Source organism: Methylocystis sp. sgz306128, from assembly GCF_056032725.1.
In genome coordinates this window covers 119389-145428 of sequence record NZ_JBVYWO010000001.1, presented here as the reverse complement: position 1 = coordinate 145428, position 26040 = coordinate 119389, and the positions used below count along the sequence as shown (strand labels likewise).

Here is a 26040-nt window from a genome sequence, read left to right as displayed (position 1 = left end):
AATCAACCGGCTGCGGTCGGCGTTATTATTGAGCCGGAGCCATACCCCCGGAAGCACCCTGCCCGCCGCCAGAGCTTGAAGACTGAGGCAGCGCACCGGAAGCCTTGGCGCCGCTTTCGTAAAGAATGACTCCCTTTGTGAGGCGAGCGCTATCTCCCGGAATGTTCTTGTTGCGGACATAGGCTGGCCAGGGGTCAACCATCTGGGCCACTTCATTGGCCGCAATGTCATCTCCCGGCGCGGACGAGACCGTATCGCGCCGCGCAGTATAGCTCTCGAACGGATCCTGCCCGCCAGCCGAGGCGCAGCCTGCAAGCAATCCGCCCAAGCCGATAATTACAAGAGCAATAATCCCCCTGCTCATCCCCCGCCTCACTTCTTTTCCAGATATTGATCAGCGGTTCCGACATTGATGATGTGGCCGTAAGGACCCCGCACGTCCCCGCCGCTGCCCACGTATTCCGAGAAGCTTTTCTTGCGCTCCAGCTGGCCCATGGCAAACAGATCGACGTCATTGACCGGACCGCTGCGATCGAATGGCGTGGCAATGTGATCGCCCGGCGCCATGGGCTTCACCAGATGCGGCGTCACGATGATGATGAGATCCGTCTCGTTGTTCTGGAAGCTTGTCGAACGGAACAAGGCGCCAAGAACAGGAATTGAACCGAGGAATGGCAATTGCGAAATCGTCTCCTGCCGGGACGATTGCAGCAGCCCGGCAATGGCAAAGCTCTGCCCGTCGCGCAGCTCAACCGTCGTGTGCGCCTCGCGCGTCGTCAAGGCCGGGATATAAAAATTATTGGACACCACGGCATGAGCGGGGTCCAGTTCGCTGACAGAAGGTGCAAGGCGCAGATTGATCAGGCCATTGGCCATAACCGTGGGCTGGAAGCCAAGCTGCACGCCAAAAGGCTCGTAATTCACCGAGACTGACTGGTTTGTGCCCGTACCCGTCGCTGTCGGGACGGGAATCTTGCCGCCGGCCAGGAAGCTGGCGGTATCTCCCGACAAAGCGATCAGATCAGGTTCGGCCAGGCTTTTCACCAGCCCCTTTTCTTCCAGCGCGGTCAGAAGCACATCGATATTGGTGCCTTTATTGACGAGGTTGGCCAGCACCGTACCAAAGGGCGCGGAAGCCGAAGCCCCGGCAAATGTACCGGCCGCGCCGAACAGAGGCAATGAACCCGAGCTTGGGTTCTGCACTACTCCGCCTATACCGGTGTTGATGCCCCGCGAACCGTTGGTGCCGAACCAGTTGACGCCCAGAGCGCGCTGCGCGTTGCGGCTCGCCTCAAGAAACCGCACCTTGAGCATCACCTGCTGCGACGGCCTGACCTTCATGGCATCGATGATCGGCGCGTTCGGCGAAAGACCCTTGGCCACTTCCAGCGCGCGGTTGGCGGAAATGGCGTCCGAGGCCTCTCCGCTCAGAATAACCTGACCATTGGCGCTGGATACGTGAATATTGCGCCCATCCGTCGTCTCGACGATGCGATTGCGCAAGGATGCCGTATCGGGAATGACCTCTAGATCAAGCACTGCGACCAGCCGCTTCTGCGGATCAAAAATCGACACATTGGTTGTGCCGACCTTCTTGCCCTGAATATAGAGCGACGAGTCGGTCATGGGCATGACATCGGCGATCTCATTCTGGCCGACGACAGCCGTCTCAAACGGCTGATTGATCTTTATCGTGCGCGATTTGAACAAAGTCACGGATATATGGCGCGTCGGGCCGTTTTCATCGGAAATCGTGGCGGCGCTCTGCGCCATTGCCGTGCCAACAAGGCCCTGACCAAGAACGGCAGCGCCAGCCATCAGCAAGGACACAACAAACATAGCGGGACGCAAGCGCCTTGCCTGTGCAGCATGGCGCCCGCCTGCGGGCGGTGTCCAGGCTGCGGCGCAAACTCTGATCGCAACGTCGCCCGACGCCTGCGCAAGTCTGTTTTGTCCTTTAAGCATCTCAAGCACTCATCAATTCATAAAAAATCAAAACGGGTGAAAACTGCAATTCAGATATGACCGACGCCTATTTTACCCTCAAAACCTCATATTCATCGCCCTTCATCGCACGCACAACAGTCACAGTCCGCGTTTCGACAGCCTTTACCGGCGGAGCAGGCGGCGCAGCGGCGGGCGCGGGCGGCGGCGTCTCAGACACCGGCTTCGCAGCCTTGTCCTGAGCAGGGGCGGACTGAGCCGACTGAGCACTTTCAACCGGCAATGCGGAATCAGGCACACCATTCTGGAACAGATCATGCTCTGTCACACGGACATTCGGCTCGCCCTGCGAGCGGTCGCTCGACTGACGCAAGATAAGCGACAGCCTGCCGGAATTGGTTGCGAGAAGAATTTTCAACGCCTGCTCGGAGGTCAGCTCCACAGTAACCGCCTTGGCGACGACCGGATGATCCTGCCGCTCTCCCGCTGACTGGTCGATCGCCAGAACCTTGACATGCTGCAGGATCACCTCGGAAAAATTCTGAGCGCTTGCTCCGGCGCCGCCGCCGCCGTTCGTCCGCGTCAGCGCTACATCGACAAAATCGCCGGGATAAATGAACCCGGCCACGCCGCGCACATCGTCAACCGGCACGGTCACCGCGCGTTTGCCGGACTCGATCATCGTCGAGAGAGACCCGCGCTGGCCCGGCCCGCCAATTTTCGACGTGACAATCGGCTCGTTCTTGACAAATGAAGCGAGAGTAATCCGGCTTCCGCCCTTCAACAACGCGTCTACCGTCGGGAAGGACCCGACCGGGGTTACCGATGAGGGCCACTCAATCTGCGCGACGTTGTCCGCGCTAAGCTGCGTCCCGAAGGGCAAAGGCTCCGTCGCGACAACTATAGTGCTCATCTGAACGGGTGCCGAATTCCCATTGGAATGGGTAGCCAGCCAGTTGCGCACCATGAATGCAGCAACGCCGCCAAACAACAATGCGACAACCAGAACCAGAACATTAACGCCTAACCGCATGAGGCAGCCTACCCATTAATCTCATAAAAAATAAATTTCGCGCAATACCGCACTTAATCATCCATTAACGCAACTGCGAAGTCAATCTCGGGCCTTCATCAAATAAACTAACAAGGTTAATTTACTCGATAAAATATTAACAAAATCCATGCTTTAATCGACTATGCCTCAATTTGATACAAAAAAACCCATAAAGCCGACGCAATCAGCTTGGAGATTCTGCTCGCTACCGCGTTACGAATCATCTGATATTACAGATTGGAATTTGGAAAATCAGGTGACAGTGCCAAACTGGAAAGCTAGGTTTGCCGCAAGCGACCATAGTTGCAGATAAAGCACCGGAAGAAGCCGCATTAAATTCGTCCTGACAATTAATTTCAGATTTTAACGGGAAGTGAACCGACGCTCTGCGAGACTGCTCCATAATACTGCAAAGCGGCTGATATTTTATCTATTTTTCTGCATGATGAATGACTGAAAAACCAGAATCACGCGCCAAAATGACCAGATTCCGGCGAGAACTGTTGTTCCTCGCCGCCCTGCTCATACTTGCGCCCGCGACATTGGCAGGGCGCAGGCTGTGGCAGCGTATCCATGCCAAGCCCCCCGCCGCGGTTCAGGCTCAGGCAACGGGTTCCGCGAAGCCGGCCAATGACGGCGCTGAGGCCGGCAAACCCGGCCTGCCGGACTATTTCTTTCCATTCACGCCGCGCGGCGGCGACAAACGCCTGCAGGGCGCGGTCGATCCGTCCGGCCAGATCGACCTTGGCACGCAATCCGATGTGTTGGCGTCCACGCTGAACCCTCCGGGCGCTGCACCGCAAAATCCGCCCAAAGCCACATTGCGCGCCGACCCGCCCGCCCCGGCCGCTTCGCCCAGACAGCCAGCCGGCAGCTCTGCATCCATCGTCCCGGGATCCAGCCAGGCTAAGGCGGCGCTCATCTATCAGATTGGCAACAGCAGCACGCCGGACAAAGTGTCCTTTGGAGAAACCAGCTGGATCTGGTCGGCAGATGCGCCGGATGGGACCGGCCTTTTCATGACCGCACAGGTCAGGTTCAAAGATCCGGGCGTGACGCTGATGCTGCGCCTTCATACCGCGCGGCCGCCCTATGCCTCCAACGACATGTTCATCGATGCTGGTCTTCAGCAGGCGCCGCCGGGCTATGCGCTGCTCGGTCCGCTCGTCCTGCGCAACCGGGGGCAAGCAGATTCGAATATTCTGACTGCGGCGGTGCCCTCGCAAGCGCGCGGCGGCAATTTTCCCGGCAGCGCCGGTTATGCGCCCTTCGTGCTGCCCTTGTCGCTGGATTCCGATACGGCTTCGATCAAGGCCAATATTGCCTTGCTGCGGGACAAGCGCTGGATCGACGTGCCTGTGAAAGTGGCGGCAAACCAGCAGGCCATTATTTCCATCGAAAAGCCGGACGATGTCGGCAAGGTGCTGGCGACGGCCCTGACAGCGCGCATCAGTTCCGGAGCCGATATCCCGATCGGCTCTCTGCCAAAGGATTTACGCCCATGAGCGCGATCGGCCTTATCTCTGCAGCCCTGCTCTGCCTCACCTCGGCGCTGCTGGTGCGCATCGCGCTCGGCGATCTGCGGCGCCGGCAGATCGACAACAGCCATGTGATCGCGATGCTTGTGCTGTTTCTGCTTTATGCCGCGGTCTCGGGCCTCTGGATGCAGTTGCACTGGCATCTGGCGCTGGCAGCTTTCGCTTTCCTCGTCATGCTGATCGGCTATACCCGCAAAATGATGGGCGGCGGCGATGTCAAGTTTCTCACCGCAGCCTTTTTGTGGATGGGGCCTTGGTTTGCGCTGCCCTTCGCCATATTGCTCGTGATCTTCATCGGCATTCATGCTCTGACGGCCAGACTCGGATGGCTTCCGGGCGAAAAGGGGCCCAAAGGCCTCATGATTCCGCTGGCACCGTCGGCCTCAGCCGCAATGATCGGCGTCTTCCTTCTAGGTTATGCGCGCCCGCTGTGACGGCGCTCTCCGGGCAGATGCAAGCTTTTTACGCCGTCTGCTCTTGAAACCCGAAATTCGTCTGACCATTTGAATCTTTATACGAATTAATAACCGAACCGGGCTCAATGCGTGCCGGTTGCGAGACTATCCTAGATTTATCCGAGGTATCTGATTAATTTAAGCCGTGTTATATCCGTGGTCAGGACAAATTGAGGGAATAATGACAGCCATCTCGCTTGTTGCATCCTATGCGGAGATGGCCGTGACCTATCTGCTGCCCTTCCTGGCCATTCTTGGCCTGATCGTCGTGGTTCACGAGATGGGGCATTATCTTATCGCGCGCTGGTGCGGTGTCGGCGTGCAGGCCTTTTCCTTCGGCATGGGGCCGGAAATTGTCGGTCTCAACGACCGTCATGGCACGCGCTGGAAAATCTCCCTGATCCCGATTGGCGGCTATGTACGCTTTGCCGGAGACGACAACGCCGCCAGCGTACCGCGCGCCAACGCATCCGCCAACGCCGGCCCGGCGGCGGAAGGAACCTTCAACGCGCAATCCGTCCCAAAGAAAATGGCCATTGTCGCCGCCGGCCCCATCGCCAATTTTCTGCTGGCGATCATGATCTTTTCGGCACAGGCCTATGTCTACGGCATAAGGCTTATTCCGCCCGTAGTGGCGGCTGTGATGCCCGGCAGCGCCGCTGAAAGCGCGGGCCTCAAGGCAGGCGATATCATCACGCGCATCAACGACGACACAATCGAGGATTTCTCGGATATCCTGCGCGTCGTCATCTCGCATCCCGATCAGAAGCTGATGGTTGAACTTGAGCGCGGCGGCCAGACCGTTACCCTGCCGGTGACGCCCAAACGGGTGGCCATGCACTCGCCGGGCGGGCTTGTCCATGTCGGCCAGCTCGGGATCACGTCTGTCGACTCGGCCTCGCAGAAGCTGGTCTATCCTTCTGCTGCCCGCGCCGTGGCGCTGGGCACGGAGCAGACCTGGAAAATCATCCGCGACACATCGGACTATATCGGCGGGCTGTTTGCCGGACATGGCAGCGCCGACCAGCTCTCCGGCCCTATCGGCATTGCCAAGGTTTCGCATTCTGCCGCGGCTTTCGGTGTTGGCGCGCTGATGCAGCTTGCCGCAATGCTTTCCGTGTCGCTGGGTTTCATGAACCTTTTGCCGGTACCCATGCTCGATGGCGGACATCTTGTCGTTTATGCGATCGAGGGCCTGCGCGGGCGCAAGCTTGATCCGCGCCTGCATGAGCTTGGGCTCAAGATCGGCCTTGCCTTCATCATGGCGCTGACGATCTTCGTGACAGCCGGAGATCTCTGGCGGCTGCTGTTCGCCAGCCGCTGATCTGGCCCGCCAGACGCCCGTCAAATCTCGTGTTCGTCAAAATTAAATTTGACCCGCGTAAATATTTTGATTGACGGGGCCCCGCCTTGCTGCAATCTCTTCGCATCTTCAAAATTGCATGAGGCACAGGCATGAGCACGATGACGACAGCGGAACTGCGCGGCTACCAGCAGATTTGCGGCGCGAATGGCGCGATCATGGTCATTGCCTGCGACCAGCGCGGCGGTATCCGCAAACTGCTCAGTTCCGATCCTGCCGAACAGGCCAGAATCACCGATGCACAGCTTGGCGACACCAAGGCCGATGTCACGAAATATCTGGCCGCCCATGCGCCTTGCATCCTGCTGGACCCGATCTGCGCCGTGCCGCGTGTCGTCGACGAAGCCGCGCTGCCGCGGGATGTCGCGCTGCTGATCGGGCTGGATGCCTCTGGCTATGACACTTCGCCCGACGGCCATTATCTCTCGAAACTCGTACCCGGCATCAATGCGCGGCGCGTGCGCGAACTTGGCGGCACCGGCGGCAAACTCATGGTCTATCTGCGCTCCGACCATCCCGAAGCCAATGCGCATAATATGGACATCATCCGCCGCTGCATCGCTGATTTTGCAGCGGAAGATCTGCTGCTTGTCGTTGAATTCCTGACCTACAGCCTGCCGGGTGAAAGCCCGGAAGAGTATAAGGCGAAATTCCCCGATCTGATCGTCGGCGGTTCGCGCATCTGCCTTGATCTTGGCGCCAAGGTTCTGAAAATTCCCTATCCCGGCCATGCCGAAGCCTGCGCTGCCGTCACCCGTCTTTGCGGGCCGGTGCCATGGTCCGTGCTCTCGGCGGGGGTGGATCACGATACGTTTAAGGGTCAGGTGGACATAGCGCTCGCCAACGGAGCATCCGGCGTCATCGCCGGCCGCTCGCTGTGGAAGGATTGCGTCTCGCTTGACCGCGCGAAGCAGCGGCAGCTTCTGGAAACGAGAGCCTTGCCCCGCCTGAAGGAATTGCAGGCCATTCTGGCCCGCCACCCGCGCCGGCTCACCAAATCCTGAGGCCTGAGCCATGATGGCGACAGGCATTGGTATCGACATAGGCGGCACCAATATCCGCGCCGCCCGCGTCGACAGGCACGGAATCATAGAGGCCCGTCTGGCGCAGGCCACGGCCGCCACGCCCGAAGGCGTGCGCGGGCAAATCGAGCAGATGGTCGCCGGGCTGGACGCGCCCGGCTGCACGGCCCTCGGCATCGGCATACCGGGGCGGGTCGACGCCGCGACCGGCGAGATCCTTTCCGGCGGCTTCGTTGATCTGTCCGGCATGGCTCTGGGCGCGCATTTGCAGCGAAAATTTCCGCATGCACTTCTGCTGGGCAACGATGCCGGCATGGCGCTGGTGGCCGAAGCCCGCATCGGCGCGGCGCGCGGCAAGGCCCATGTCGCGATGCTGACCATCGGAACCGGCATAGGCGGAGCGCTGATGCTGAACGGCAGGATTATTCATGGCGGCGGCACAGCCGGGCAGCTCGGCCACCTCACCGTTGATTTCAACGGCCCGCCCTGCCTGTGCGGGCGCAGGGGCTGTCTGGAGACATTGAGCTCCGGCACGGCGTTCCGGCGTCTCAGCGCGGAGCGTGGCCTTGCCGGCGTAACGCTGGAATTTGTCTGCACCAGCGAGGAGCCGGGGCCGCGCGCGCTTCTGGCTGATTTTGCCCGGCCGCTGCGCGCCGGGCTTGATACGATCGCCGCATGTTTCAACCCCGAAATGATCGTGCTGGGTGGAGGGCTTGGCCATGCGGCGCATGCGGCGCTCGCGCATTTTCCGGCTGTTTCGCCATGGACGCAATATCTTGTCGCGCCCGCGCGTCTGGGCGATGATGCGGGCGTGATCGGCGCGGCACTGGCCGCCCTGGAGCAGGTCTGATGAAATCGGCCATATTGGTCAATGGCGTTCCGGCCTCCGGCAAGAGCACGGTGGCGCGCTTTCTCTCTGCACGGCTGGGCTGGCCGCTTCTGGCGCTGGACACGGTCAAGGAAGCCTTTTTCCATCATCTGGGCACGGGTGACCGCGAATATAACCGGATGCTGGGGCGCGGCAGCTATGAGGCCATTTTTGCGCTGATCGGCGATTTTCCGCCCCGGACGGGCGTGGTGATCGACGCGTGGTTCGGCTTCCAGCCGCGCGAGGTGCTCGAGGCGCATGTGCGCCGCGCCGGGCTGGAGCGGATCGCCGAAGTCTGGTGCCATGCCGATCCGCAGATCATCGGCGCGCGCTATGCCGCCCGCGTGAATGCGCGCTCCGCGGGGCATCTCGGCCTTGATTACGTGCCGGAACTGATCGCTCTTGCGCAAAAAGCCCGGCCGCTGGGTGACTTCGCGCAATTTTCCGTCGATACGGCGCAGCCTTTGCCCGAGGAAGCGCTGCTGGACTGGGCAGACCGGTTCCGGGGGCTCTAATTGCCGCAGGCCCGGCGGTATTTGCCCACCACCGCGCCAATTTTCGTATCGATGACCCGCGCCGACAGCGGCAGAGCCGCCGAAGATTCCGGCAGATGCCCCGCATATTGCCACAGCAGGCCGGGCGGCACCTCCGCTGTATCTATGGCCGCACACAAGCGCCGCACTGCGGCTGCAAGGTCCGGCTGCGGCCAGTAGTAGCGCACTCTGTCGCTCAATCCGTATAATTGCAAAAGGCGCTCACGCCCGCCCGGCGGCACGTAGGCGCGCCAATATTTCGGTTCCCGGTCCATGGCCCCGAAAACAGCAGCAAAAAGGCCCTCGCCGGATGCGCCGCCAAGCGCGCTGTCCATCGCGGCCAGCGCGAAGAGCGCCTCGCGATAGGCAAAGGTCAGTTCAGGCCCGACCTTCAGAATGGCGAAATGGCTGTCCACAAGCCCCGCCAGACCCTCCGGCGACTGATAATCCGTGGAATGCGCCTCAAAGACGAGGCCGGGCATCTGCGGCAAGGCCGCGCTCAGATCGGCGGCGCGTGCGGCATCGAATGCGAATATCTGTTCATTGCCAAAATCAACGCCCGGCTGCACCACAAGGCCGACCACCCGCCCGAAGGCCGGCGAAAGCCCCATCCGGGCAAAAATATCGCGGTGCTCGGCATAAGTGCGCAGCGCCGCTTCCGGGCTTGTCACGGCCAGCGCATCAATCTTTTCGCTTTCTCCGCCCGGAACGGGCACTTCCGTGCCGATGATGTAGACCGGCGGCGCAGCCCCCGCCGCCGCCTCGGCTGTTGCGCACAGATCGACCGAACGCCGCGCGATTTCCGCGGTGCTGAGCACGCCGTCATCGGCGCAGGCCATGCTGGCATCGAGATGGATCTTGGCAAAGCCCGCCCCGACATAGGCGCGCACCATCTCCCGCGCGCGGCTCATCGCTTCATCCGCAGGCAGATGCCGCCAGGGATTGGGGCCTAGATGATCGCCGCCCAGAATGATGCGTCGCGGATCGATACCGGCCTCATGCGCCAGACCTTCGACGAAAAGGCGAAAATCACGCGGCGTCATGCCGGTGTAGCCACCCTCCTGATTGACCTGATTGCAGGTGGCCTCGATCAGAACCGGCGCTTCGTCGGCAGCATGGGCGCGCAGGATACAGCGCAGCACATCGGGATGCGCCGTACACCATGAGGCAATGCCGCCTTCCTGTCCCGCGTGATGGCCGGCGGCCAGTGCTTTCAGAATATCCCCGTTCATGCCGCCGCTTCCAGAAAAGCGCGGATTTCGGCCAGCCGGCTGTTGCCTTCCATCGGCCCGACCTTGGTTACTGCAAGCGCGCCCGCCGCATTGGCATGGCCAAGCACGTCGCGCATGGACATGGCGCCCGAGGCCGCCAGCGTGACGAATGTACCGCAAAAGCAATCGCCCGCGCCGGTCGGATCAAGCGCAGCAACCTTATGTGCCGCAAGGCTGGCCGCCTCGCCGCCGCGCCCGCGCGCCTCGCAGCCCCGCTCGCCCTTTTTGAGCACCACAAATTCGGCACCCCGCGCAAGCAGGCCGGCAGCGAAAGCATCGAACGTTGCGCCGGGAAACAATGCCGCCGCATCATCCTCGCTCGGCAGGAATATGGAACACATGTCCATGATGTCCTGTATCGCGGCAAAATAATCCGGGCTGTTCATCAGTTCCTTGCGGATATTGGGATCGAAGGAAATCCGGACGCCATGCGCATGCAGCGCTGTCACGATCGTTCTGATCTTGGCGCAGATCAGCGGATTGCCGAGGGCCGCGCCGGACACGTGGAAATAATCGAGGCCGAACGCCAGCAAGGCGGCGATCACGCGCTCATCCGCATCGAACTGCGCGGCGGCGGACAGCGCTATATTGTAAACGAAATCACGCGAGCCGTCGTCATTATAGCTGACAAAGGCGGTGCCGGTGGGCGCATCCGCAACCCGGCGCACCAGACTGGTGTCGACACCATCCGCGGCAAGCCGCCCGATCACGACATCGCCGAAGGCGTCCGCCCCCACAGCGCCGACAAAAATGCAGTCCGCGCCCGCGCGGGCCGCCTGATCGATAAAAATTCCCGGCGCGCCGGACGCAAATGGACCCGTATAATTTTGCACAAGCCGATGATGTCCATTCTTGCCAGAACAGACAAATTCGACCAGTAATTCGCCAACGCAGCCGATACGGACGCTTTTCGCCATTCATCACCTAGCTTCAATTTTCTTCAAATTTATTTAAAAATTTCTTCGTGTCAAATTTTGATTTTTCCCTCGTAAAATTTGATAAGGAAATAATTTAGCTCGTGACAGCACTCTAAAGCGCTGATATCAAAGCTAAACAGGGGGCAGCGTGAAAAAGAAATCCATACGGACAATGGAGCAGTTTTCGGCCGCGGTCGGGATTTCGCGCCCCACCGTGTCGAAGTTTTTTCAGGATCCGAAATCCGTGCGCGCCAGCACGCGCGCCAAAATCGAGGCCGCGCTGAAGGAAACCGGCTTCCGCCCCAATATCTTTGCCGTAAACCTCAACCGCCGCCGCACCAAGATCATCGGCCTGATCGTGCCCGATCTCACCGATCCTTTCTATATGGCGCTCAGCCGGCGCATCGAAATGGGTGCGAGCGAAGCTGGCTACCTGTGCATCCTGCTCAGTTCCAACGGCAAGCCGGAGCTTGAGGAGCGCGCCATCGAGACCATCACCTCGCTGAATGTCGGCGGGGCCATCATCGCGCCACTCGGCATGAAATCGCAGAAGTCCAAGCTGAAAACGCTGGGAAAGCGTATTCCCCTCGTCTTCATCGACTCGCCGCTTGATGCGGCCGAAGCTTTCGTCGGCACGAATAATTTCCAGAGCATGCCGCTGATCACCGAATATCTGTGCCGCTCGGGCGAGGCGCCAATCTATTTCGAAATGCCCAGCATCAACCAGAACGCCATAGAACGTCATGATGCCTATATGGCCACGATGGCGCGGCTGAAGATCGAGCCTTCCGTCATCGATTTCGGGCCGATCGACAGCTGGGACTTCGAGGGCATAGCCTATGAGGTCACTGGCCGGATCATGCGTGACGGCGGCTTTCCGCGCCGCACCATTCTGTGCGCCAACGACCGTGTCGCCTTTGGCGTGATCGCCGGCATCAACGAGGCCGGTGCGCGCATCGGCATCGGCCCGGAATTCGATTATCGCGTCGCCGGCCATGACAATCAGCCCCTCGCCGCCTATACATCCCCCGGCCTGACCACCGTCTCGCAGGACCGCGACCGCATGGGCCAGCTGGCGCTCAATCTGCTGTTCGCCAAGATGGACCATGCCGAAGCCATTGTCGGGCCCAGACCCGACGGCGAGCGCATCCTGCTCAATGCCGAACTCGTGTTCCGCAAATCCGCCTGACACAACCCGCGTCAAGGCCCGAAACCGGCCCTGGCGGGCAGCTTCATTTGCCGACCATGAGGCGGACGATTTCGTCGCCGCTTGTCTCGGCCGGGCGCCGCTCGCCCGCATTCTCGCCGCGGCGGAACACGACGATACGATCGGCCACCTCGAAAATGTCGCGCAGATTGTGCGAGATGAAGATGATGCCCTTGCCCTGCGCCTTCAGCGATTGAATGAGCGATATCACCTTGCGCTGTTCCGGCACGCCGAGGGCGGCGGTGGGTTCGTCCATGATGACAAGCCGCGCGTTCCAGTACATGGCGCGGCCAATGGCCACGGCCTGCCGCTGGCCGCCGGAAAAGGCCGCCACCGGCGCTTCCAGGCGGGTGACATGAAAATCGAGCTTTTCCATCGTCTCCTGCGCGGCCTGCGCCATCTTGCGTCGGTCGAGCACGGGAAGCAGGCCAAAGAGCTTGCGCGTCGGCTCCCGTCCGAGAAAGATGTTCTCGCCGATGGAGAGATTGTCGGCTAGCGCAAGGTCCTGATAGATCGTCTCTATTCCATTGTCGCGCGCTTCCTGCGGCGTCGCGAAGGAGACCGGGCGGCCATCGAGCATGATCTCGCCCTCGTCGTGGCGGAAGACGCCGGAGATGGTCTTGATCACCGTGGATTTGCCCGCGCCATTGTCGCCGGCCAGAGCCACCACTTCGCCGGGCTGCACATCGAAGGATACGCCGGACAGCGCCTGCACCGCGCCGAAAGCCTTCGACACATTGCGGATGGAAAGGATAGGCGTGGCGTCACTCAACTTGGCGTCCTCCCATGAAACGGCGCTGCGTCTGGTCGACCAGAACGGAAATGATGATGACCGTGCCCACCGCGATAAACTGCCAGAACGGCTCCACGTCGATGAACACAAGTCCGTATTGAATGACGGCAATCACCAGCGCCCCGGCGATCGTCCCCCAGATGGTGCCCGAACCGCCGAACAGGCTGGCCCCGCCGATAACGACGGCGGCGATGGAATCGAGCAGCAACGGCTCGCCCGCCTGCGGCGCACCCGCCGAAAAGCGCCCGGTATAGAGCGCGCCGGCCAGACCGGCCATGACGGCAGAGAGAAGATAAAGCTTGCTGGTCAGAGCCTTGGTATTGATGCCCGCGCGGTTGGCCGCGGCCTTGCTGGCGCCCATCGCATAGGTATGCTGACCGAAATGCGTCTGCGACAGCAGGTAATGCATCACGAGACAGGCGATAGCCGTGAGAATGACCAGAACCGGAATACCGGCAACCCGGCCATTGCCGATGGCGCTGTACCAGTCGTTATCGATGGCGATGGTCATACCCCCGGCAAAGAGATAGGCGGCGCCGCGTGCCACCCCATACATGCCCAGCGTGCCGATGAACGGCGGCACCTTGAGCTGCGAAATCAGCCAGCCGTTGACGTATCCCGGCACGATGGTCATGACCATGCCGGCGAGAATGCCAAGCACCATGGACAGAAACGGATCTATATGCAGCTGCACCGCAAAATAATTGGCGGAATGGGCCGCGATAACCGATGCCAGCCCCATGACGAAGCCCAGCGACAGATCTATGCCCGCAGAAATGATGACAAATGTCTGGCCGAGCGCCAGCAGCAATGGTGCGGTGGTGAACACCGAAATCGACTGCAGATTATAGATATTGAAAATGAAGCTCGCACCGCTGGTGGCGCGCGACCAGACTTCAAAAAACACGATGAGCAGGATCAGGAAGAACCATGCCCGCATTTCTGCAATTTTCATGAATAGGGGATGAACTGCAGTCCCCCTGCGTTCCGCTAAGGCCATGTGTGAATTCCAGCTTTCAAGCCGTCAATAAATGTGCGGCCCGCGCCGGGGCAGGCCGCCGAAATTCCGACGCCTCCGGCTGTCCTGCGGACAGCCGGAGCGCGCGCTGCAATTACTTGCTCTTGTAAAGGAACTTATTGACGTTCGGATCGTCGATATTGTCCTTGGTCATCACGGTGAAGCCTGTGCCGATAGCAGTCGGAACCGGATTGCCGGTGACATGGGCATAGGCGGCGATCAGGCCGAAATAGCCGATTTCGGCCGGATGCTGCGCGATGGTGAGTTCGAAGGTGCCGTCCTTGAGCAGCGGCACGATGGACTCAGGCGCATCAAAGCCGGCCAGCTTGATCTTGCCTGCCTTGCCGGCCTGCTTGACGCCGTTGGCAGCGCCCTGAGCCGAAAACAGGTTCGCGCCGAACACACCGGCAAGATCGGGTTCGCGGCCGATAACGGCCTGAACCTGCGCGGCTGCCTTGTTGGCATCGTCATCATTGAACTGGGTATCCAGAACGGTGATGCCGGAATATTTCTTCATCTCGTCCTTGAAGCCCTCTTCGCGCTGGTCGGTGGTGGAGACGCCGGGCTTGACGTTGGCGACATAGACCTTGCCCTTCTCGCCAATGGCCTTGGCCAGCGCGCGCGCCGCCATGCGACCGCCCAGCACGTTGTCCGAAGCAACATAGGAGACCGGGAAATCCGCATCGCCCGCGCCGGTCTGGAAGACGCCGCTGCCGATGAACGTATCGACGCAGATGACGGAAATGCCCGCATCGAAAGCCTTCTTCAGCGGCTTGATCATCTGGGTCTTGTCATTGGGGGCGATGAGGATGGCGCTCGGCTTCTTGGCGATGATCGCATCAAGAATCGGCATCTGCAGGGAGACGTTCCACTCGGCGGCACCCTGATACAGAAGGTTGACGCCAACAGCCTTGGCTGCCGCCTCGGCACCCTTGTGCATGGTGACATAAAAGCCGTCGGCCGTCAGGCCGGGAATAAGCGCGATGGTGATTTTGTCCGCAGCCTGCGCGGAGCCAGTGAGCAGACCCGTTCCGGCAACAGCCCCGGTGGCACCCATCAGTTTAAGTAAAGAGCGACGTTCCATTGTTTTCTCCCACGATTTGTTTTTTGGCTCAGGCTGACCAATTCCAAGCCTCACCAGACTGAACCATTGCAACATTTTTTTATTTCGTCAATTCAAAATTTTACGCGCGATAAATTTGAAAAAGGTCGAGCGATCTTGTCGCTTCTCAAAGAGAAGTGTCTGAAATAATGGCTGGAATTTACCCCCGATTACCGCGTGAGCGCGGCGCTTTTATGGCTCTGAACCATCATGTGCTGCTGCCTATTCCTGTCATGTCGCATTGCCGGTGGATGATTGCGGATGGTCGTTGGGTGCCGTGGCATCGAAGGCCAGCGCCGCAGCGCCCACGAGGCCCGAATTGTCATGCAGCCCGGCGCGCAGAATATGCACGCTGCGGAAAGGCTGCATCGCGCTGGCCTGAACACGGGCGCGGATTCCGGGCTCCAGCACATCGAATCCATTGGCGATGCCCCCGCCAAGCAGAACGATCTGCGGCGAATAGAGATGGAGCAGATTGGTAATGCCGATACCCAGCACATCGGCCTCTTCAGCAACGAGTGCCAGCGCCAGAGCATCGCCCACCGCCGCCGCGGAGAAAATGGCGCGGCCATCGATCTTGCCGTTCAGGCCGTGCAGCACGCTCTCTTTGTGCTGTGCTGCCTCAGCCTCGGCGCGGCGGGCCAGCGCCGGGCCGGAGCCATAGGCCTCCCAGCAGCCTCTGTTGCCGCAGGCGCATAATGCGCCATCGCGCGCGATGGTCATATGGCCGATATGGCCCGCCATGCCAAAGCGCCCCCGCAGGATGCGCCCGTCGCAGATAATGCCGCCGCCAATGCCGGTGCTCACGGTGATATAGACCAGATTGTCGTAGCCCTGCCCCGCGCCGAAACGCCATTCGCCAAGCGCGGCGGCTATGCCGTCGTTTTCGAGGTAAACCGGGAGATCGGTGCGCGCCCGCAGCATATCCGTCAGCGGCAGATTGGTGAATCCGGCCAATGTCGGCGTGGAAAGCGCCATGCCGCTGACCGTATCGAGCGGTCCCGGTGCAGCCACGCCCATGCCGACGATCTGATCCCGCGCAATGCCTGCCGAAACCGCATTGGCCAGAGCGATGATTTTGTCGATCACCACATCAGGACCGGCGCTTGCGGGCGTCGGCGCGGCGCGGCGCGCGAGGACGCTGCCCGAGCGATCCAGCAGGGCCGCCCGGATCTGGCTGCCGCCGAGGTCTATGCCAATGGCAAATGGGCGCGCGAGCATTCTCAGCCTCAGATATTGTGGAGCCATGCCATGCGCGCGGCCAGATCCGGCGCATTGAACGCAAGCGAACCCAGAACCACGGTCTCGGCGCCGGCCGCGCGCAACAGCGGCACTGTCTGTTCCCTGATGCCGCCGTCGGCAGCCAGCACGATACGGTGTCCGGCCTGCGCGGCGCTGATCAGCGCCCCCGCCTCGCGCAATCTCTCGCCCGCCGCTTCGTTGAGCCCCTGCCCTTTGACGCCGATAGCCGTACCCAGCAGCGTGACGAAACGAAGGCGCGGAATGAACGGCGCAATGCGCGCGACCGGCGTTTCAACCCGCAGTACCATGCCCGCTGCAAGGCCGCGCCGCGCGATCATATCCAGCGCAGTCGCGCTCACCTTTTCGTTTTCAACGTGAAAACTGATGAGATCGGCCCCGGCATCCGCAAACTGGCTGATCTGCGAGAGAAGCACATCATCCGCCACCATGAGATGCACGTGAACCGGCCTGGCCGATTGTTTGCGGATTGCGGCAACCAGATCCGGGAAAAACAGCATGGCCGGGGCAAAATGCCCGTCCGCCACATCGATATGCAGGATGTCGGCGAAGGGTTCTATCCGCGCCAGTTCCGCGCCGATATTGAGCAGGTCGGACGACCAGACCGAAAATTCGCCGATCAGGCGCTGGGCAGGTAAAGTTTCAATCCAGTTGGCGGCAGGTGCTGGCATTACAAAAAATCCTCGAGAAAGGCAGAAAGTGCGACCGAGAATTCGGCGCGATAACGCGCCTTGTCGTCGGCCTTGGGCGTGATAACGGAAAGACGGGCGCCGGGAATAAGCGCAGCGAGACGCTCGGCCAAGCCAAGAGGGTGGATGGCGTCGCGTTCATGGCCAATGACAAGCGCTGGCACATGCAAATCGCAAATGGCAGCCTCGGGAATGCCGGGGCCGTCCGCTGAAATGCGCTGAAGCAGCGCGGCCGTCACGGCCTGCGGCGCGCGGGAAAAGAAACCGTTGAGCGAGGCAAGATTATCCGGCGCCTGTTGCGCGAGCTTTTGCGCCGTATCGCTTACGGCAAATGCCGCCTGCGCTTCGGCGGCGGGCAGGCGCGCAAGCAGGGCGCCGACTTCCGCGTTGGGGCGCATATTCTCCGGCGCGGCATCCGCCACCCAGGCCGGACGGGCCAGCACGAGCCCGCGCACCAGATCCCTGCGCGTCACCGCAAGCCGCAGCGCGATGGCCGCGCCCATGGAAATGCCGCCGACAACAACGGGGCCAAGGCCGCGCGCTTCGATGAGGGCGGCAAGATCATCCGCAAAGGCCGCAATCGAAAAAGCCTCGGCGCTGCCTGCCTGGGAGCGCCCGTGCCCGCGGCATTCCAGCGTGATGCGGCGAAAGCGCCTGTCCTGAGGAAATACATCTGCCGTCTGCGCGGCATCGCCGCACAGGCCATGCTGGAAAAACACCGGCAGGCCGGGATTGCCAGCATCGTCGACATGAAGGGCCACCCCGTCGCGCTGAAAATGCGGCGCGGCCAGCATCACGACACCAACCTGATTTCGGCTTCGTCGATCTTGCCGCGCAAGAAACGCGCCACCTCTGCAGCCTCGCGGGCCTCAAGACCGTGGGTGATCAGCGGGCCGCTGAAGCCTGTCTGCCGCAGGCACCTGAGATAATGGCCATAATCGAGCACGCCTCTGCCCGCCGCGACAAAGCCGCCTGCCGCGTCGCGGTCCTTGGCATGGCCCATGACAATACGATCGGCCAGAAGATCGATGGCGGAGGCGACCATGCGCCGCTGCTCGTCCAGCGCCGCCACTTCGAACAGATTGGCCGGATCAAGCACGACCTTGAGGCGCGGGCTCGCCATTTCATAGATCAGAACACGCGCCTTCTGGGCGGAATTCACGACATTGGCCAGTTCCGGCTCGATGCCAAGATCAATCTGATGGCGCTCGGCTATATCGAGCGCAACATCCATCGAGGCGACAAGATCGCGCCAGGCTTCAGGCGAATTGTTATCAGGATGGGCGCGCCACTGATCCTGCGCATCGCGCGTGCCGGTGCACAGTGTCACCAGCGGAATGGACAGGGCGGAGGCAGCGGCGGCTATCTGCTCCAGCCGCCGGTGACCGCGCTTGCGTTCAGCCGGATCGGGATGGATCATGTTATACGTACCCGACAGGGCGACAAGCTCGACATTGCTGGCCTCGGCGGCGGCGCGGATGGCTGCGATATCCGATGGTCCCACCTGATCCGGCATGGCGGGCAGCCCCGAACAGGCCATGTTATATTGCGCCGCGCCAAAACCGGCCCCGGCCACAGCCGCCAGAACGGTCTGCGGATCTGTGCCGGAAAAGGTCTTTGCGAAAATTCCAAGCTGCATCACACGCCACCCGAAACATCAGCCAGCGCAACACGGCAGCCAGATTCAGCCGAACGCGCAATCGCCACCATGGCGCGGACAGAGGCAAGGCCGTCATCGATATCAGCGCCCTCCATCGGCGCGCCGTTCAATATCACATCGGCAAAGCCCTCAAGCTGACGGCGGTAGAAATGACCGTCCGCCCCCAGCACGCGGTGGGTCGCGCCATCTGCCTCGCGGAAAATATCGACATCGCTGGATTTATAATACCAGGGGTTATAGGTCTTGCCGATGATGCTGCCATTGCGGCCATAAATCTGGAAACCTTCATGCCAGTCCATGCGCACCGCGACGGTCAGATCGAGATGACCGAGCGTTCCGCTGGCGAATTCAACATCGACAAACCAGCAATACATGCCCGCCCGCTCGGAGAGACGCGCCTGCACGGCAACAATATCTCCGGCAAAATAGCGCGCTGTATCAATGAGATGACAGCCATGCGCCAGCATATAATAGCGTCGCAGGTCCGCCTTCGGATTGCCGGAGGGCTTGCGCGCATTGGCGCTGGAGACAATCAGCGGCTGCACGGCATCGGTCATCGGATAGCGGTGGGTGCTGTCGCAATACCAGGCCTTCAATGCGGCCATGTCACCCATTTCATTGGTGATGAAGGCCTTTGCCGCCTGCAATCCGGCATCGAACCGCTTCATATGCCCGACCTGAAGGATGCGACCGGTCCGCCTGACCACGGATTTCAGGTCCTCGACTTCCTCGATCGTGAGGCCGATGGGCTTCTCGCACAGGACATGCTTGCCTGCTTCAAGAGCGCGGATCGCCGCCGGCACATGGAAGGCGTCGGCAGTGGCGATGATCACGGCGTCAATATCGGTCGCGGCCAGCATGGCGTCATAATCGGCATAGGTTTTGCCCGCGCCATGCATGATGGCCATCCGCTCGCGCAGATCTTCGGCGACATCGCAGATGGCCGCGAGCTCGGCATTGTGGGCCTTGGCGCAACTTTCAAAATGCGCGGCCTGCGCGATCTGCCCCGCGCCCAAAACGCCGACCCTGAGCCGCCTGTCGTCCTTTTTCACCATGTCTTCCGCCTTCAACCCCGAATGCCGGGCGCAAATACCATGTCATTGGCCGCATTGCGGCCAGAAATCCGATGCCTGAACGCTCGTCCGGCAAAGCAACACTTTGCTGGAGTAACCGATTCTGTTCAATTAAATTTGTTTGGTTTGAATCCGAACAAATTAATTGATACAGATAATTCAGACCGCTGTCAATGTTAAGACGCACATTTCCGGGAAGCAAAATATCCATTGGCGAACCAAAAACCCAGCTTAAACTGTTCCTCAGCGCTTAAATTGCCGATACCGGTCAAAGCGTTGCCCTCCGGGTGGCAGAGCGCGCAACAAGGCCCTATCATATGGGCTTAACAAAACTGAACCATGGCGCTCAATCGCGCCGCCGCCCGTTTTCCGGGCGTGAATTTGTCTCGGAGAAACGTTATGGCGATGCCCCGCACAGTCCGGCATATCAACGAAATCAGGGTGCTCGACACCCTGTTCCGGGAAGGGCCGATGAGCCGCGCCGAACTCGCTCGCCGCCTCAATCTGACACGCTCGACCACGAGCAGCATCGTCGCCAGCCTGACCGGCGATAATCTGTTGTTGGAAGATACCGCCGAAACCGAGGAGCGCAACATCCGCACGGGGCGGCCCAGCACCGACATACGGCTCAATCCGCTGCATTCGACATTCATCGGCGCCGACATCGGCGTCGGTCAGCTGACCGTCGTGGCGCTCGATCTGACGGCTGCGATCATCGCCCGCGAAGTCGAGAGATTTGAGCCCGGCGAGGAGGAACCGAGCGCACTCATCGAAAAGCTGTCGCGTCTCATCGAGCGGGCCTGCGCTGCTGTCCCGGCTCAGAGCGTGCGTGGACTCAATGTGACCGTTCCCGGCCTGCTCGACAGGGACGGCAATGTGCTGCGCGCGCCGGTTCTCAAATGGTCAAAGGTGCCGTTGTTACCGATGCTGCACGCCCGTCTCCCCGATCTGGCCAATATCGGCGCGGAAAACGACGCCAATGCCTTTGCCATGGCCGCCATATATCAGAATAACGCCAGTGTTGTGCGCGATGCGCTCTATGTCTTCCTCGATACCGGCGTTGGCGGCGCGATCATGAGTGAAGGCAGGCTCATGCGCGGGCATGATGGTTTCGCGGGTGAAATCGGCCATATCTATGTGGGCGAGAAAGGCTTCAGCGAGATTGCCGGCCTGCCCGGCTCGCTGGAAAATTTTATCGGCCGCGAGGCCATTCTCGCGCGCTTCCGCCATTATGGCGGTGCGGCAAACGGACTGGAGTCCTATCTGGAGGCGCTGGCGCGCGGCGATTCTGCCGCGCAGCGCGTTCTGGGCGACTGGTCAACCTATCTTGGCCGCGGCCTTGCCACGCTCACCAGCACACTCAACCCGCAAAAGATCGTGCTTGGCGGGCCGGTCGCAGCGCTGTTCACCCAGGCGCGGGCCGCTGTCATCGACGCCCTCACCCGCCATATGGTGAAAGATCACCCCTTGCCGGATATCGAACTCTCAAGGCTCGGCGCGGATGGCCCGGCCGTCGGCGCCGCCGCGATCCTGCATCGTGCGGCGCTCTCATTTGATGAGGATCTTGTCTTCAGCGGCGCCCGCTGACAGATAAGCAGAGTAATGTTTATGCGATTATCAAGCTTATTATTATTCGTCTATTCAAAATTTTTGAATTTTTCACTATAATATTCTCTTATTTAAATAATAAATTTTCATTTTTAACAGCTTATTAACATCTATAGTGTCAATATCCGGCATGACATGATGATGGGCGTGCGCGCCTGTCATGGCATTATGCCCTATGTTCATGCCGGTTCCGATCCGGAATGTCCTCCTAAAAATCCATTTGAGCCGTCGGGCCAGCGCGATTGCTGCCTTTGCCCTGCAGAGGCCGGAATTTGCCCCCTCGCGCGGCCCTGTCGCCAATTCAAGCAGAGGTGAGACGATCGTGGGCTTTTTTCCGTTTCATTCCATCAAGACAACCATTGCAGCAGGGATGATTTTGTCCTTCGCGGGCGGCATAGCTTTCACTGTGCACATAAAGGCCAATGATGAGCGACAGAGCGCGCTTGAAACCTATCGCGCCAAAAAACACGATGAAGCCGATCTCGTCAGCAAAAGCCTCAGCACGGATTTCGACCAGATCTATCAAAATCTGCGCACCATCAGTCTGCTGGCCAGCGTCCGGCGCATCGACCGTCATGGCGAGAACCTGAGCACGGACGGACGGCAGGCGATCCAGCAGATTTTCAACAACCTCGCCAATAATATCGACGTATCCGAAGTCTATATTGTGCCGCAGTCGCTCGATCCTGATCGCGTTGACCCCGCCACCAATGAAAAGGAAGCGCCGATCCTGATGATCGACAAGGTACGGCTCGGCATTACCGAGAAACCGGAAGAAGCCGACCCGCCGCCCGACCCCAACCTGCCGGTGCAGGAGGAAGGCTACGAATATCATTTGCTGAACCGGCAAATGGCGAGTCTGCGCAATATCGCACCAGCCCTGACCATGCAGAAGGCCGACGAAATTCCCTTTCTGGCCACCAACTCTGTCATCACCTGCGACAACAGCGTTTTCAACACGACACGCAGAGACGCCGACCGAACGGGGCCGATGTTTTCCGTGCCCTTTTATGACGAGCATAACGAACTGGCCGGCACGATTACCGCCATCATGCTGAACAGCGCTCTGGCCAAGCTCCTTCCGGCCAGAAATTATGCCCTGATCGACACCGTGAACCATAATATCATCGGCGCGGCAGAAGGCGGCCAGCAGACCGAATCGAGCGAGAGCGTGTCCGCAGCCATTCCCGACACCAATCTGTATTATTCAGAAGTTCTTCCCATCAAGGCCGCCAACGCCAATTTCAAGCTCTGGGTGGGCCTGCCGCCCGAAGATTTTCTCGCTATCCCGGAAATGAAGCAGATCGGTGCATTTGCGACACTGGGCTATATCGGCGCCGTGCTGGCCGCACTTCTGGGATTGACTATCCTTTATATCATTCACCGCTCTTTCCTGAAGGCCGAACGGGACGAAGCCCTGCTGCAACAGCGGCTTCAGGACGGCAATTCGAAAATTCAGGCGCTGCTGACAAAGGCCGAACAGGAACACAACAATACAGAACAGGCGCGCAAACGCGCCGAGGCGGAGGCCATCGGCAAGGAACGCACACTGGTTTCGCGCTCCTTCGGCGCAGGGCTGGCGCGTCTTGCAGAGAAAAATCTCACCTACAGAATGACCGAGCCATTGCCCGAAGCATATGAAAGCCTGCAGCGCGACTATAATGGCGCAATGAACGCTCTGGAAAAGGCATTGCTGGATGTGGCGGCGGCAACCGCTGTCATTCACTCCGGCGCGCGGGACATCAACAGCGGCACTGAAGAACTGGCGCGCAAGACGGAGCGGCAGGCCGCCAGCTTCCACGAGACGATCGGCGCGCTGCAGCATATTTCCACCGCGGTGCAGGACACATCCGGACATGCCCAGCAGACGCGCAAGGTGGTTCAGTTGATGCGCAACGATGCCGAACGCAGTAGCGCCGTTGTCGAGCAGGCGACCGAGGCCATGAAAAGCATCGAAAAATCCTCGCAGAAAATCAGCGATATCATTGTCGTCATGGACGAGATCGCCTTCCAGACCAATCTTCTGGCCCTGAATGCCGGGGTTGAGGCCGCGCGGGCGGGCGATGCCGGACGCGGCTTTGCCGTGGTCGCATCCGAAGTGCGGGCGCTGGCGCTGCGCTCGGCACAGGCGGCGAAGGAAATCAAGGATCTGATCCTGACATCCGGCCAGCAGGTGAACAAGGGCGTCGAACTGGTTACCGAAACAGGCGAGGCCTTTGGCCGGTTCATGACGCAGGTTGGCAATATCGACGCTTCTGTGACCCGGATCGTGACAAGCGCCGGCGAACAGGCCAAAGAACTGAACGATGTGCATCAGGTTGTCTCCAGCCTTGGACAGATCACCACCGCCAATGCCGCCTTGGTCGAACAATCTCATGCGGCAACGCGCGTTCTCGATCAGGAAATCACCAGACTGGCCGGTATCGTCGAAGGTTTCCGGCTGTCGCAGCAGGCATCGGCGCACAATATGAACAGCGCCAAAGCCGCCTGAGAGAAACGGCGCCAGCCGCAGAAACAAGTCTGTCACAGATACGACAAGGGCCGGATTGATCCGGCCCTTGCTTATTTGTTTGTTTGTGTGCGGGTCCGGCAGTGTCAGGCTGGCACAAAAAATATGCCGCCGCCCCAAATTATGAGCGGCGGCTGTTTGTGCCGCACGTATTCGGGCCGGCGGGCCGCGCCATCAGGCGGCGCGCGCCTGCCTTTGCTCCTGCGCGGTCTGAAACGATCGGATGACCTTGATGAGCTGCTCCGTTTCCGAGTGGAGGGATTGCGTCGCCGCCGTCGTCTCCTCGACCATGGCGACGTTCTTCTGGGTGTTGGTATCCATAGCCCCGACGGCTATGTTGATCTCGGCAAGGCTGTTGGCCTGATCCTGCACATTGCGGGCAATGAGGCCCACGGACTGATCGATCTCATCAACCTGGCTGACCATTTTTTCGAGGGCGCGCACGGTCTGTCCGACCAGCGCCACCCCCTGATGCACCTGCTCCGAAGATTCCGAAATCAGCGCCTTGATTTCCTTGGCTGAATCCGCCGAGCGCTGCGCCAGCGCCCGCACTTCCGACGCCACCACGGCAAAGCCGCGTCCGGCATCGCCCGCCCGCGCGGCCTCTACCCCGGCATTCAGGGCCAGCAGATTGGTCTGGAAAGCGATCTCGTCTATAACCGTCAAAATCTGGCTGATGCTGCCGGACGAGCGTTCGATCTTCTCCATGGCCTCAACGACATGCCGGACCACCTTGTTGCTCTCCTGCGCTTCCTCCTTGGTTTGCTGGACAACGGCATTCGCCTTCTGCGCGCCCTGGGCCGTGGCCTTGACCATTTCGGTGATCTGCGCCAGAGCGGCGGCCGTTTCCTCAAGCGTGGCGGCCTGCTGCTCGGTCTGCTGCGAAAGATCCTGCACCGCCGCGGCAATCTGATTGGTGCCCGCGCCAATGGTGGAAATCCCGCCCATCACTTCGACCATGGCCAATTCGAGATGGGTTATCGCGCCATTGAAGTCGCTCTGCAATTTGCGATAGCCGGCCGGAATCGGCTCAACGAGCCGATAGGCCAGATTTTTGGCGGATATGGCGCTCAGGCCCGCAGCAAGACTGTTCAGAGCGCGGTCGCGCTCCTCGCGGGCCAGACGATCGCTCTCCTCGCGTTCTTCGCGATTGCGCTTGTCGTTTATGTCCTGTTCCATGCGGATCCGGCGCCGCTCGACAATCGCATTGCGGAAAATATCGACAGAGCGGGCCATGAACCCGATCTCGTCGGCGCGCTCGCGCATCGGCACTTCCGTTTCATATTTCTCCTCGGCCAGATTGCCCATATAGTCGGACAGCACCATCAGGGGATCGCTGGCCTTCCGGCGCAGCAGGCTGAACCCAAAAATGGCCATGACAGTCACAAACAGCGCTGTGCCGAACATCAGGAGCTGAAACAACTGGCCCTGATTGGCCGCCGAATTCTCCGCTTCACCCGAGAAGGCGTCGGCCTTGTGCACGACATCGTCTATGACGGCCCGATGCGCCTCGTAAGACCGGGTCAGGCTGGTCAGAGAAGCCCGTGCGCCCGCCATATCGTTGCGGCGCAGCGCCGGAACATAAACCGTATCGAGTTCGGTCCAGAATTTCTGCACCTGCGCATCCGAATCCTGTGTCAGACTTTTGCGCAGCTCCGCCGGCAGAAAGGCCGAATTGATCCAGAACTGGTGCCGCTGTTCATAGGCTTCCCTTAATTTCTTCAGGTTCTGAATATGGCTGTCCAGTTTGTCCGGCTGCTGCAGAGCCAGATTGGCTTCCAGATAGGCCTCAATGATATATTCAGGCGGTGGCAGGATGTCCGAAACCAGATCCTTGGCCGCGATGATCTTCTGATAGGCCTCGCCCCCTATCTGCAATCTTCGCAAAGCAATCGAACTGGCCAGCGTTGTCAGCACAAGTCCAATTGTGATCAATAAGCCAAAAAGGCGAAATGCCTGAGATATTTTGATATTCATACGGGCCTCCACTTATATTGATGCGAATATTGTGGAGTCCATAAATTGACTGAAACTTAATTATTCTTATTTTTCTACCTAAAGTTGAAAAATTATCGCATTAATTGCATCTGATTACATGTATTGCGCGTATGCTCATATTTTGAGCAAATCGGCGCCAGGTCGGCACGACCGATTGC

23 protein-coding genes are annotated in these 26040 nt (G+C 60.1%); 9 read left to right on the top strand and 14 right to left on the bottom strand.

Annotated features, from left to right (window positions below):
• Positions 1–25 precede the first annotated feature (25 nt).
• The 3 genes from AC0N03_RS00650 to cpaB all read right to left on the bottom strand — a co-directional run bounded on the left by AC0N03_RS00650 (position 26) and on the right by cpaB (position 2977).
• The gene (locus AC0N03_RS00650) at positions 26–364 is read right to left on the bottom strand and encodes a hypothetical protein (RefSeq protein ID WP_474286437.1); all 339 of its coding nucleotides are present in this window, start codon (positions 362–364) and stop codon (positions 26–28) included.
• Positions 365–372: 8 nt separating this feature from the next.
• Complete coding sequence (locus AC0N03_RS00645) at positions 373–1965, bottom strand: type II and III secretion system protein family protein (RefSeq protein WP_474286436.1); 1593 nt, start codon at positions 1963–1965, stop codon at positions 373–375.
• A 67-nt stretch (positions 1966–2032) separates the two neighbouring features.
• Positions 2033–2977, bottom strand: coding sequence for a Flp pilus assembly protein CpaB (cpaB, locus tag AC0N03_RS00640; RefSeq protein WP_474286435.1), 945 nt, complete (start codon positions 2975–2977; stop codon positions 2033–2035).
• A 470-nt stretch (positions 2978–3447) separates the two neighbouring features.
• Here cpaB and AC0N03_RS00635 point away from each other — a divergent pair, with 470 nt between their 5' ends.
• The 6 genes from AC0N03_RS00635 (at position 3448) to AC0N03_RS00610 (ending at position 8759) form a co-directional block, all read left to right on the top strand.
• A complete protein-coding gene (locus AC0N03_RS00635) occupies positions 3448–4503 on the top strand; it encodes a hypothetical protein (protein ID WP_474286434.1) in 1056 nt (351 codons plus the stop codon).
• Positions 4500–4970 carry an A24 family peptidase gene (locus AC0N03_RS00630; protein WP_474286433.1) on the top strand — a complete coding sequence of 157 codons (471 nt, stop codon included), beginning with the start codon at positions 4500–4502 and terminating at the stop codon, positions 4968–4970. Before AC0N03_RS00635 ends, AC0N03_RS00630 begins: the two co-directional genes overlap by 4 nt.
• 202 nt (positions 4971–5172) lie before the next feature.
• On the top strand, positions 5173–6315 hold the full coding sequence (gene rseP, locus AC0N03_RS00625; RefSeq protein WP_474286432.1) for an RIP metalloprotease RseP: 1143 nt from the start codon (positions 5173–5175) through the stop codon (positions 6313–6315).
• Positions 6316–6446: 131 nt separating this feature from the next.
• The gene (locus AC0N03_RS00620) at positions 6447–7358 is read left to right on the top strand and encodes a tagatose-bisphosphate aldolase (protein ID WP_474286431.1); all 912 of its coding nucleotides are present in this window, start codon (positions 6447–6449) and stop codon (positions 7356–7358) included.
• A 13-nt stretch (positions 7359–7371) separates the two neighbouring features.
• Entirely contained in the window at positions 7372–8226 is an 855-nt protein-coding gene (locus tag AC0N03_RS00615; RefSeq protein ID WP_474286429.1) for an ROK family protein, read from the top strand.
• Entirely contained in the window at positions 8226–8759 is a 534-nt protein-coding gene (locus AC0N03_RS00610) for a P-loop nucleotide/nucleoside kinase family protein (protein ID WP_474286428.1), read from the top strand. Before AC0N03_RS00615 ends, AC0N03_RS00610 begins: the two co-directional genes overlap by 1 nt.
• Here the strand turns inward: AC0N03_RS00610 and AC0N03_RS00605 are convergent.
• Together AC0N03_RS00605 and AC0N03_RS00600 are read right to left on the bottom strand one after the other, a co-directional pair.
• Positions 8756–10009, bottom strand: a complete 1254-nt coding sequence (locus AC0N03_RS00605) for a class II D-tagatose-bisphosphate aldolase non-catalytic subunit (protein WP_474286427.1) — start codon at positions 10007–10009, stop codon at positions 8756–8758. The two genes, AC0N03_RS00610 and AC0N03_RS00605, sit on opposite strands and share 4 nt — an antisense overlap.
• Positions 10006–10965: a sugar kinase gene (locus tag AC0N03_RS00600; RefSeq protein WP_474286426.1), complete on the bottom strand. Its 960-nt coding sequence runs from the start codon at positions 10963–10965 to the stop codon at positions 10006–10008. The genes AC0N03_RS00605 and AC0N03_RS00600 overlap by 4 nt, the downstream gene beginning before the upstream one ends.
• 172 nt (positions 10966–11137) lie before the next feature.
• On the opposite strand from AC0N03_RS00600, the gene AC0N03_RS00595 reads away from it, so the two are divergent.
• Positions 11138–12154: a LacI family DNA-binding transcriptional regulator gene (locus AC0N03_RS00595; protein ID WP_474287197.1), complete on the top strand. Its 1017-nt coding sequence runs from the start codon at positions 11138–11140 to the stop codon at positions 12152–12154.
• Positions 12155–12197: 43 nt separating this feature from the next.
• On the opposite strand, the gene AC0N03_RS00590 is transcribed toward AC0N03_RS00595, so the two are convergent.
• The 8 genes from AC0N03_RS00590 to AC0N03_RS00555 all read right to left on the bottom strand — a co-directional run bounded on the left by AC0N03_RS00590 (position 12198) and on the right by AC0N03_RS00555 (position 19749).
• Positions 12198–12944 carry an ATP-binding cassette domain-containing protein gene (locus AC0N03_RS00590; protein WP_474286425.1) on the bottom strand — a complete coding sequence of 249 codons (747 nt, stop codon included), beginning with the start codon at positions 12942–12944 and terminating at the stop codon, positions 12198–12200.
• The gene (locus AC0N03_RS00585) at positions 12937–13920 is read right to left on the bottom strand and encodes an ABC transporter permease subunit (RefSeq protein ID WP_474286424.1); all 984 of its coding nucleotides are present in this window, start codon (positions 13918–13920) and stop codon (positions 12937–12939) included. Before AC0N03_RS00585 ends, AC0N03_RS00590 begins: the two co-directional genes overlap by 8 nt.
• 157 nt (positions 13921–14077) lie before the next feature.
• Positions 14078–15067: an ABC transporter substrate-binding protein gene (locus AC0N03_RS00580; RefSeq protein ID WP_474286422.1), complete on the bottom strand. Its 990-nt coding sequence runs from the start codon at positions 15065–15067 to the stop codon at positions 14078–14080.
• Between the two features lie 249 nt (positions 15068–15316).
• Positions 15317–16306, bottom strand: a complete 990-nt coding sequence (locus tag AC0N03_RS00575; protein ID WP_474286421.1) for an ROK family protein — start codon at positions 16304–16306, stop codon at positions 15317–15319.
• Positions 16307–16314: 8 nt separating this feature from the next.
• Complete coding sequence (locus AC0N03_RS00570; RefSeq protein WP_474286420.1) at positions 16315–17016, bottom strand: ribulose-phosphate 3-epimerase; 702 nt, start codon at positions 17014–17016, stop codon at positions 16315–16317.
• Positions 17016–17831, bottom strand: a complete 816-nt coding sequence (locus AC0N03_RS00565; protein WP_474286419.1) for an alpha/beta fold hydrolase — start codon at positions 17829–17831, stop codon at positions 17016–17018. Before AC0N03_RS00565 ends, AC0N03_RS00570 begins: the two co-directional genes overlap by 1 nt.
• Positions 17828–18673, bottom strand: coding sequence for a sugar phosphate isomerase/epimerase family protein (locus AC0N03_RS00560; RefSeq protein ID WP_474286418.1), 846 nt, complete (start codon positions 18671–18673; stop codon positions 17828–17830). The genes AC0N03_RS00565 and AC0N03_RS00560 overlap by 4 nt, the downstream gene beginning before the upstream one ends.
• Positions 18673–19749 carry a Gfo/Idh/MocA family protein gene (locus AC0N03_RS00555; RefSeq protein ID WP_474286417.1) on the bottom strand — a complete coding sequence of 359 codons (1077 nt, stop codon included), beginning with the start codon at positions 19747–19749 and terminating at the stop codon, positions 18673–18675. The genes AC0N03_RS00560 and AC0N03_RS00555 overlap by 1 nt, the downstream gene beginning before the upstream one ends.
• Positions 19750–20166: 417 nt before the next feature.
• Here AC0N03_RS00555 and AC0N03_RS00550 point away from each other — a divergent pair, with 417 nt between their 5' ends.
• Both AC0N03_RS00550 and AC0N03_RS00545 read left to right on the top strand, forming a co-directional pair.
• Positions 20167–21354, top strand: coding sequence for an ROK family protein (locus tag AC0N03_RS00550; RefSeq protein ID WP_474286415.1), 1188 nt, complete (start codon positions 20167–20169; stop codon positions 21352–21354).
• A gap of 241 nt (positions 21355–21595) precedes the next feature.
• Positions 21596–23866: a methyl-accepting chemotaxis protein gene (locus AC0N03_RS00545; RefSeq protein WP_474286414.1), complete on the top strand. Its 2271-nt coding sequence runs from the start codon at positions 21596–21598 to the stop codon at positions 23864–23866.
• Positions 23867–24058: 192 nt separating this feature from the next.
• On the opposite strand, the gene AC0N03_RS00540 is transcribed toward AC0N03_RS00545, so the two are convergent.
• The gene (locus tag AC0N03_RS00540; RefSeq protein WP_474286413.1) at positions 24059–25861 is read right to left on the bottom strand and encodes a methyl-accepting chemotaxis protein; all 1803 of its coding nucleotides are present in this window, start codon (positions 25859–25861) and stop codon (positions 24059–24061) included.
• Positions 25862–26040: the final 179 nt, after the last annotated feature.

Excerpts from the sequence above, each read along its gene's own strand:
- AC0N03_RS00540 (WP_474286413.1), bottom strand. The coding sequence starts at position 25,861 with ATGAATATCAAAATATCTCAGGCATTTCGCCTTTTTGGCTTATTGATC.
- AC0N03_RS00620 (WP_474286431.1), top strand. The coding sequence starts at position 6,447 with ATGAGCACGATGACGACAGCGGAACTGCGCGGCTACCAGCAGATTTGC.
- AC0N03_RS00550 (WP_474286415.1), top strand. The coding sequence starts at position 20,167 with ATGGCGATGCCCCGCACAGTCCGGCATATCAACGAAATCAGGGTGCTC.
- AC0N03_RS00575 (WP_474286421.1), bottom strand. The coding sequence starts at position 16,306 with ATGCTCGCGCGCCCATTTGCCATTGGCATAGACCTCGGCGGCAGCCAG.
- AC0N03_RS00600 (WP_474286426.1), bottom strand. The coding sequence starts at position 10,965 with ATGGCGAAAAGCGTCCGTATCGGCTGCGTTGGCGAATTACTGGTCGAA.
- AC0N03_RS00610 (WP_474286428.1), top strand. The coding sequence starts at position 8,226 with ATGAAATCGGCCATATTGGTCAATGGCGTTCCGGCCTCCGGCAAGAGC.
- rseP (WP_474286432.1), top strand. The coding sequence starts at position 5,173 with ATGACAGCCATCTCGCTTGTTGCATCCTATGCGGAGATGGCCGTGACC.
- AC0N03_RS00560 (WP_474286418.1), bottom strand. The coding sequence starts at position 18,673 with ATGCAGCTTGGAATTTTCGCAAAGACCTTTTCCGGCACAGATCCGCAG.
- AC0N03_RS00635 (WP_474286434.1), top strand. The coding sequence starts at position 3,448 with ATGACTGAAAAACCAGAATCACGCGCCAAAATGACCAGATTCCGGCGA.
- AC0N03_RS00595 (WP_474287197.1), top strand. The coding sequence starts at position 11,138 with ATGGAGCAGTTTTCGGCCGCGGTCGGGATTTCGCGCCCCACCGTGTCG.
- AC0N03_RS00570 (WP_474286420.1), bottom strand. The coding sequence starts at position 17,016 with ATGCCAGCACCTGCCGCCAACTGGATTGAAACTTTACCTGCCCAGCGC.
- AC0N03_RS00555 (WP_474286417.1), bottom strand. The coding sequence starts at position 19,749 with ATGGTGAAAAAGGACGACAGGCGGCTCAGGGTCGGCGTTTTGGGCGCG.
- AC0N03_RS00650 (WP_474286437.1), bottom strand. The coding sequence starts at position 364 with ATGAGCAGGGGGATTATTGCTCTTGTAATTATCGGCTTGGGCGGATTG.
- AC0N03_RS00605 (WP_474286427.1), bottom strand. The coding sequence starts at position 10,009 with ATGAACGGGGATATTCTGAAAGCACTGGCCGCCGGCCATCACGCGGGA.
- AC0N03_RS00615 (WP_474286429.1), top strand. The coding sequence starts at position 7,372 with ATGGCGACAGGCATTGGTATCGACATAGGCGGCACCAATATCCGCGCC.
- AC0N03_RS00645 (WP_474286436.1), bottom strand. The coding sequence starts at position 1,965 with ATGCTTAAAGGACAAAACAGACTTGCGCAGGCGTCGGGCGACGTTGCG.
- cpaB (WP_474286435.1), bottom strand. The coding sequence starts at position 2,977 with ATGCGGTTAGGCGTTAATGTTCTGGTTCTGGTTGTCGCATTGTTGTTT.
- AC0N03_RS00630 (WP_474286433.1), top strand. The coding sequence starts at position 4,500 with ATGAGCGCGATCGGCCTTATCTCTGCAGCCCTGCTCTGCCTCACCTCG.
- AC0N03_RS00585 (WP_474286424.1), bottom strand. The coding sequence starts at position 13,920 with ATGAAAATTGCAGAAATGCGGGCATGGTTCTTCCTGATCCTGCTCATC.
- AC0N03_RS00580 (WP_474286422.1), bottom strand. The coding sequence starts at position 15,067 with ATGGAACGTCGCTCTTTACTTAAACTGATGGGTGCCACCGGGGCTGTT.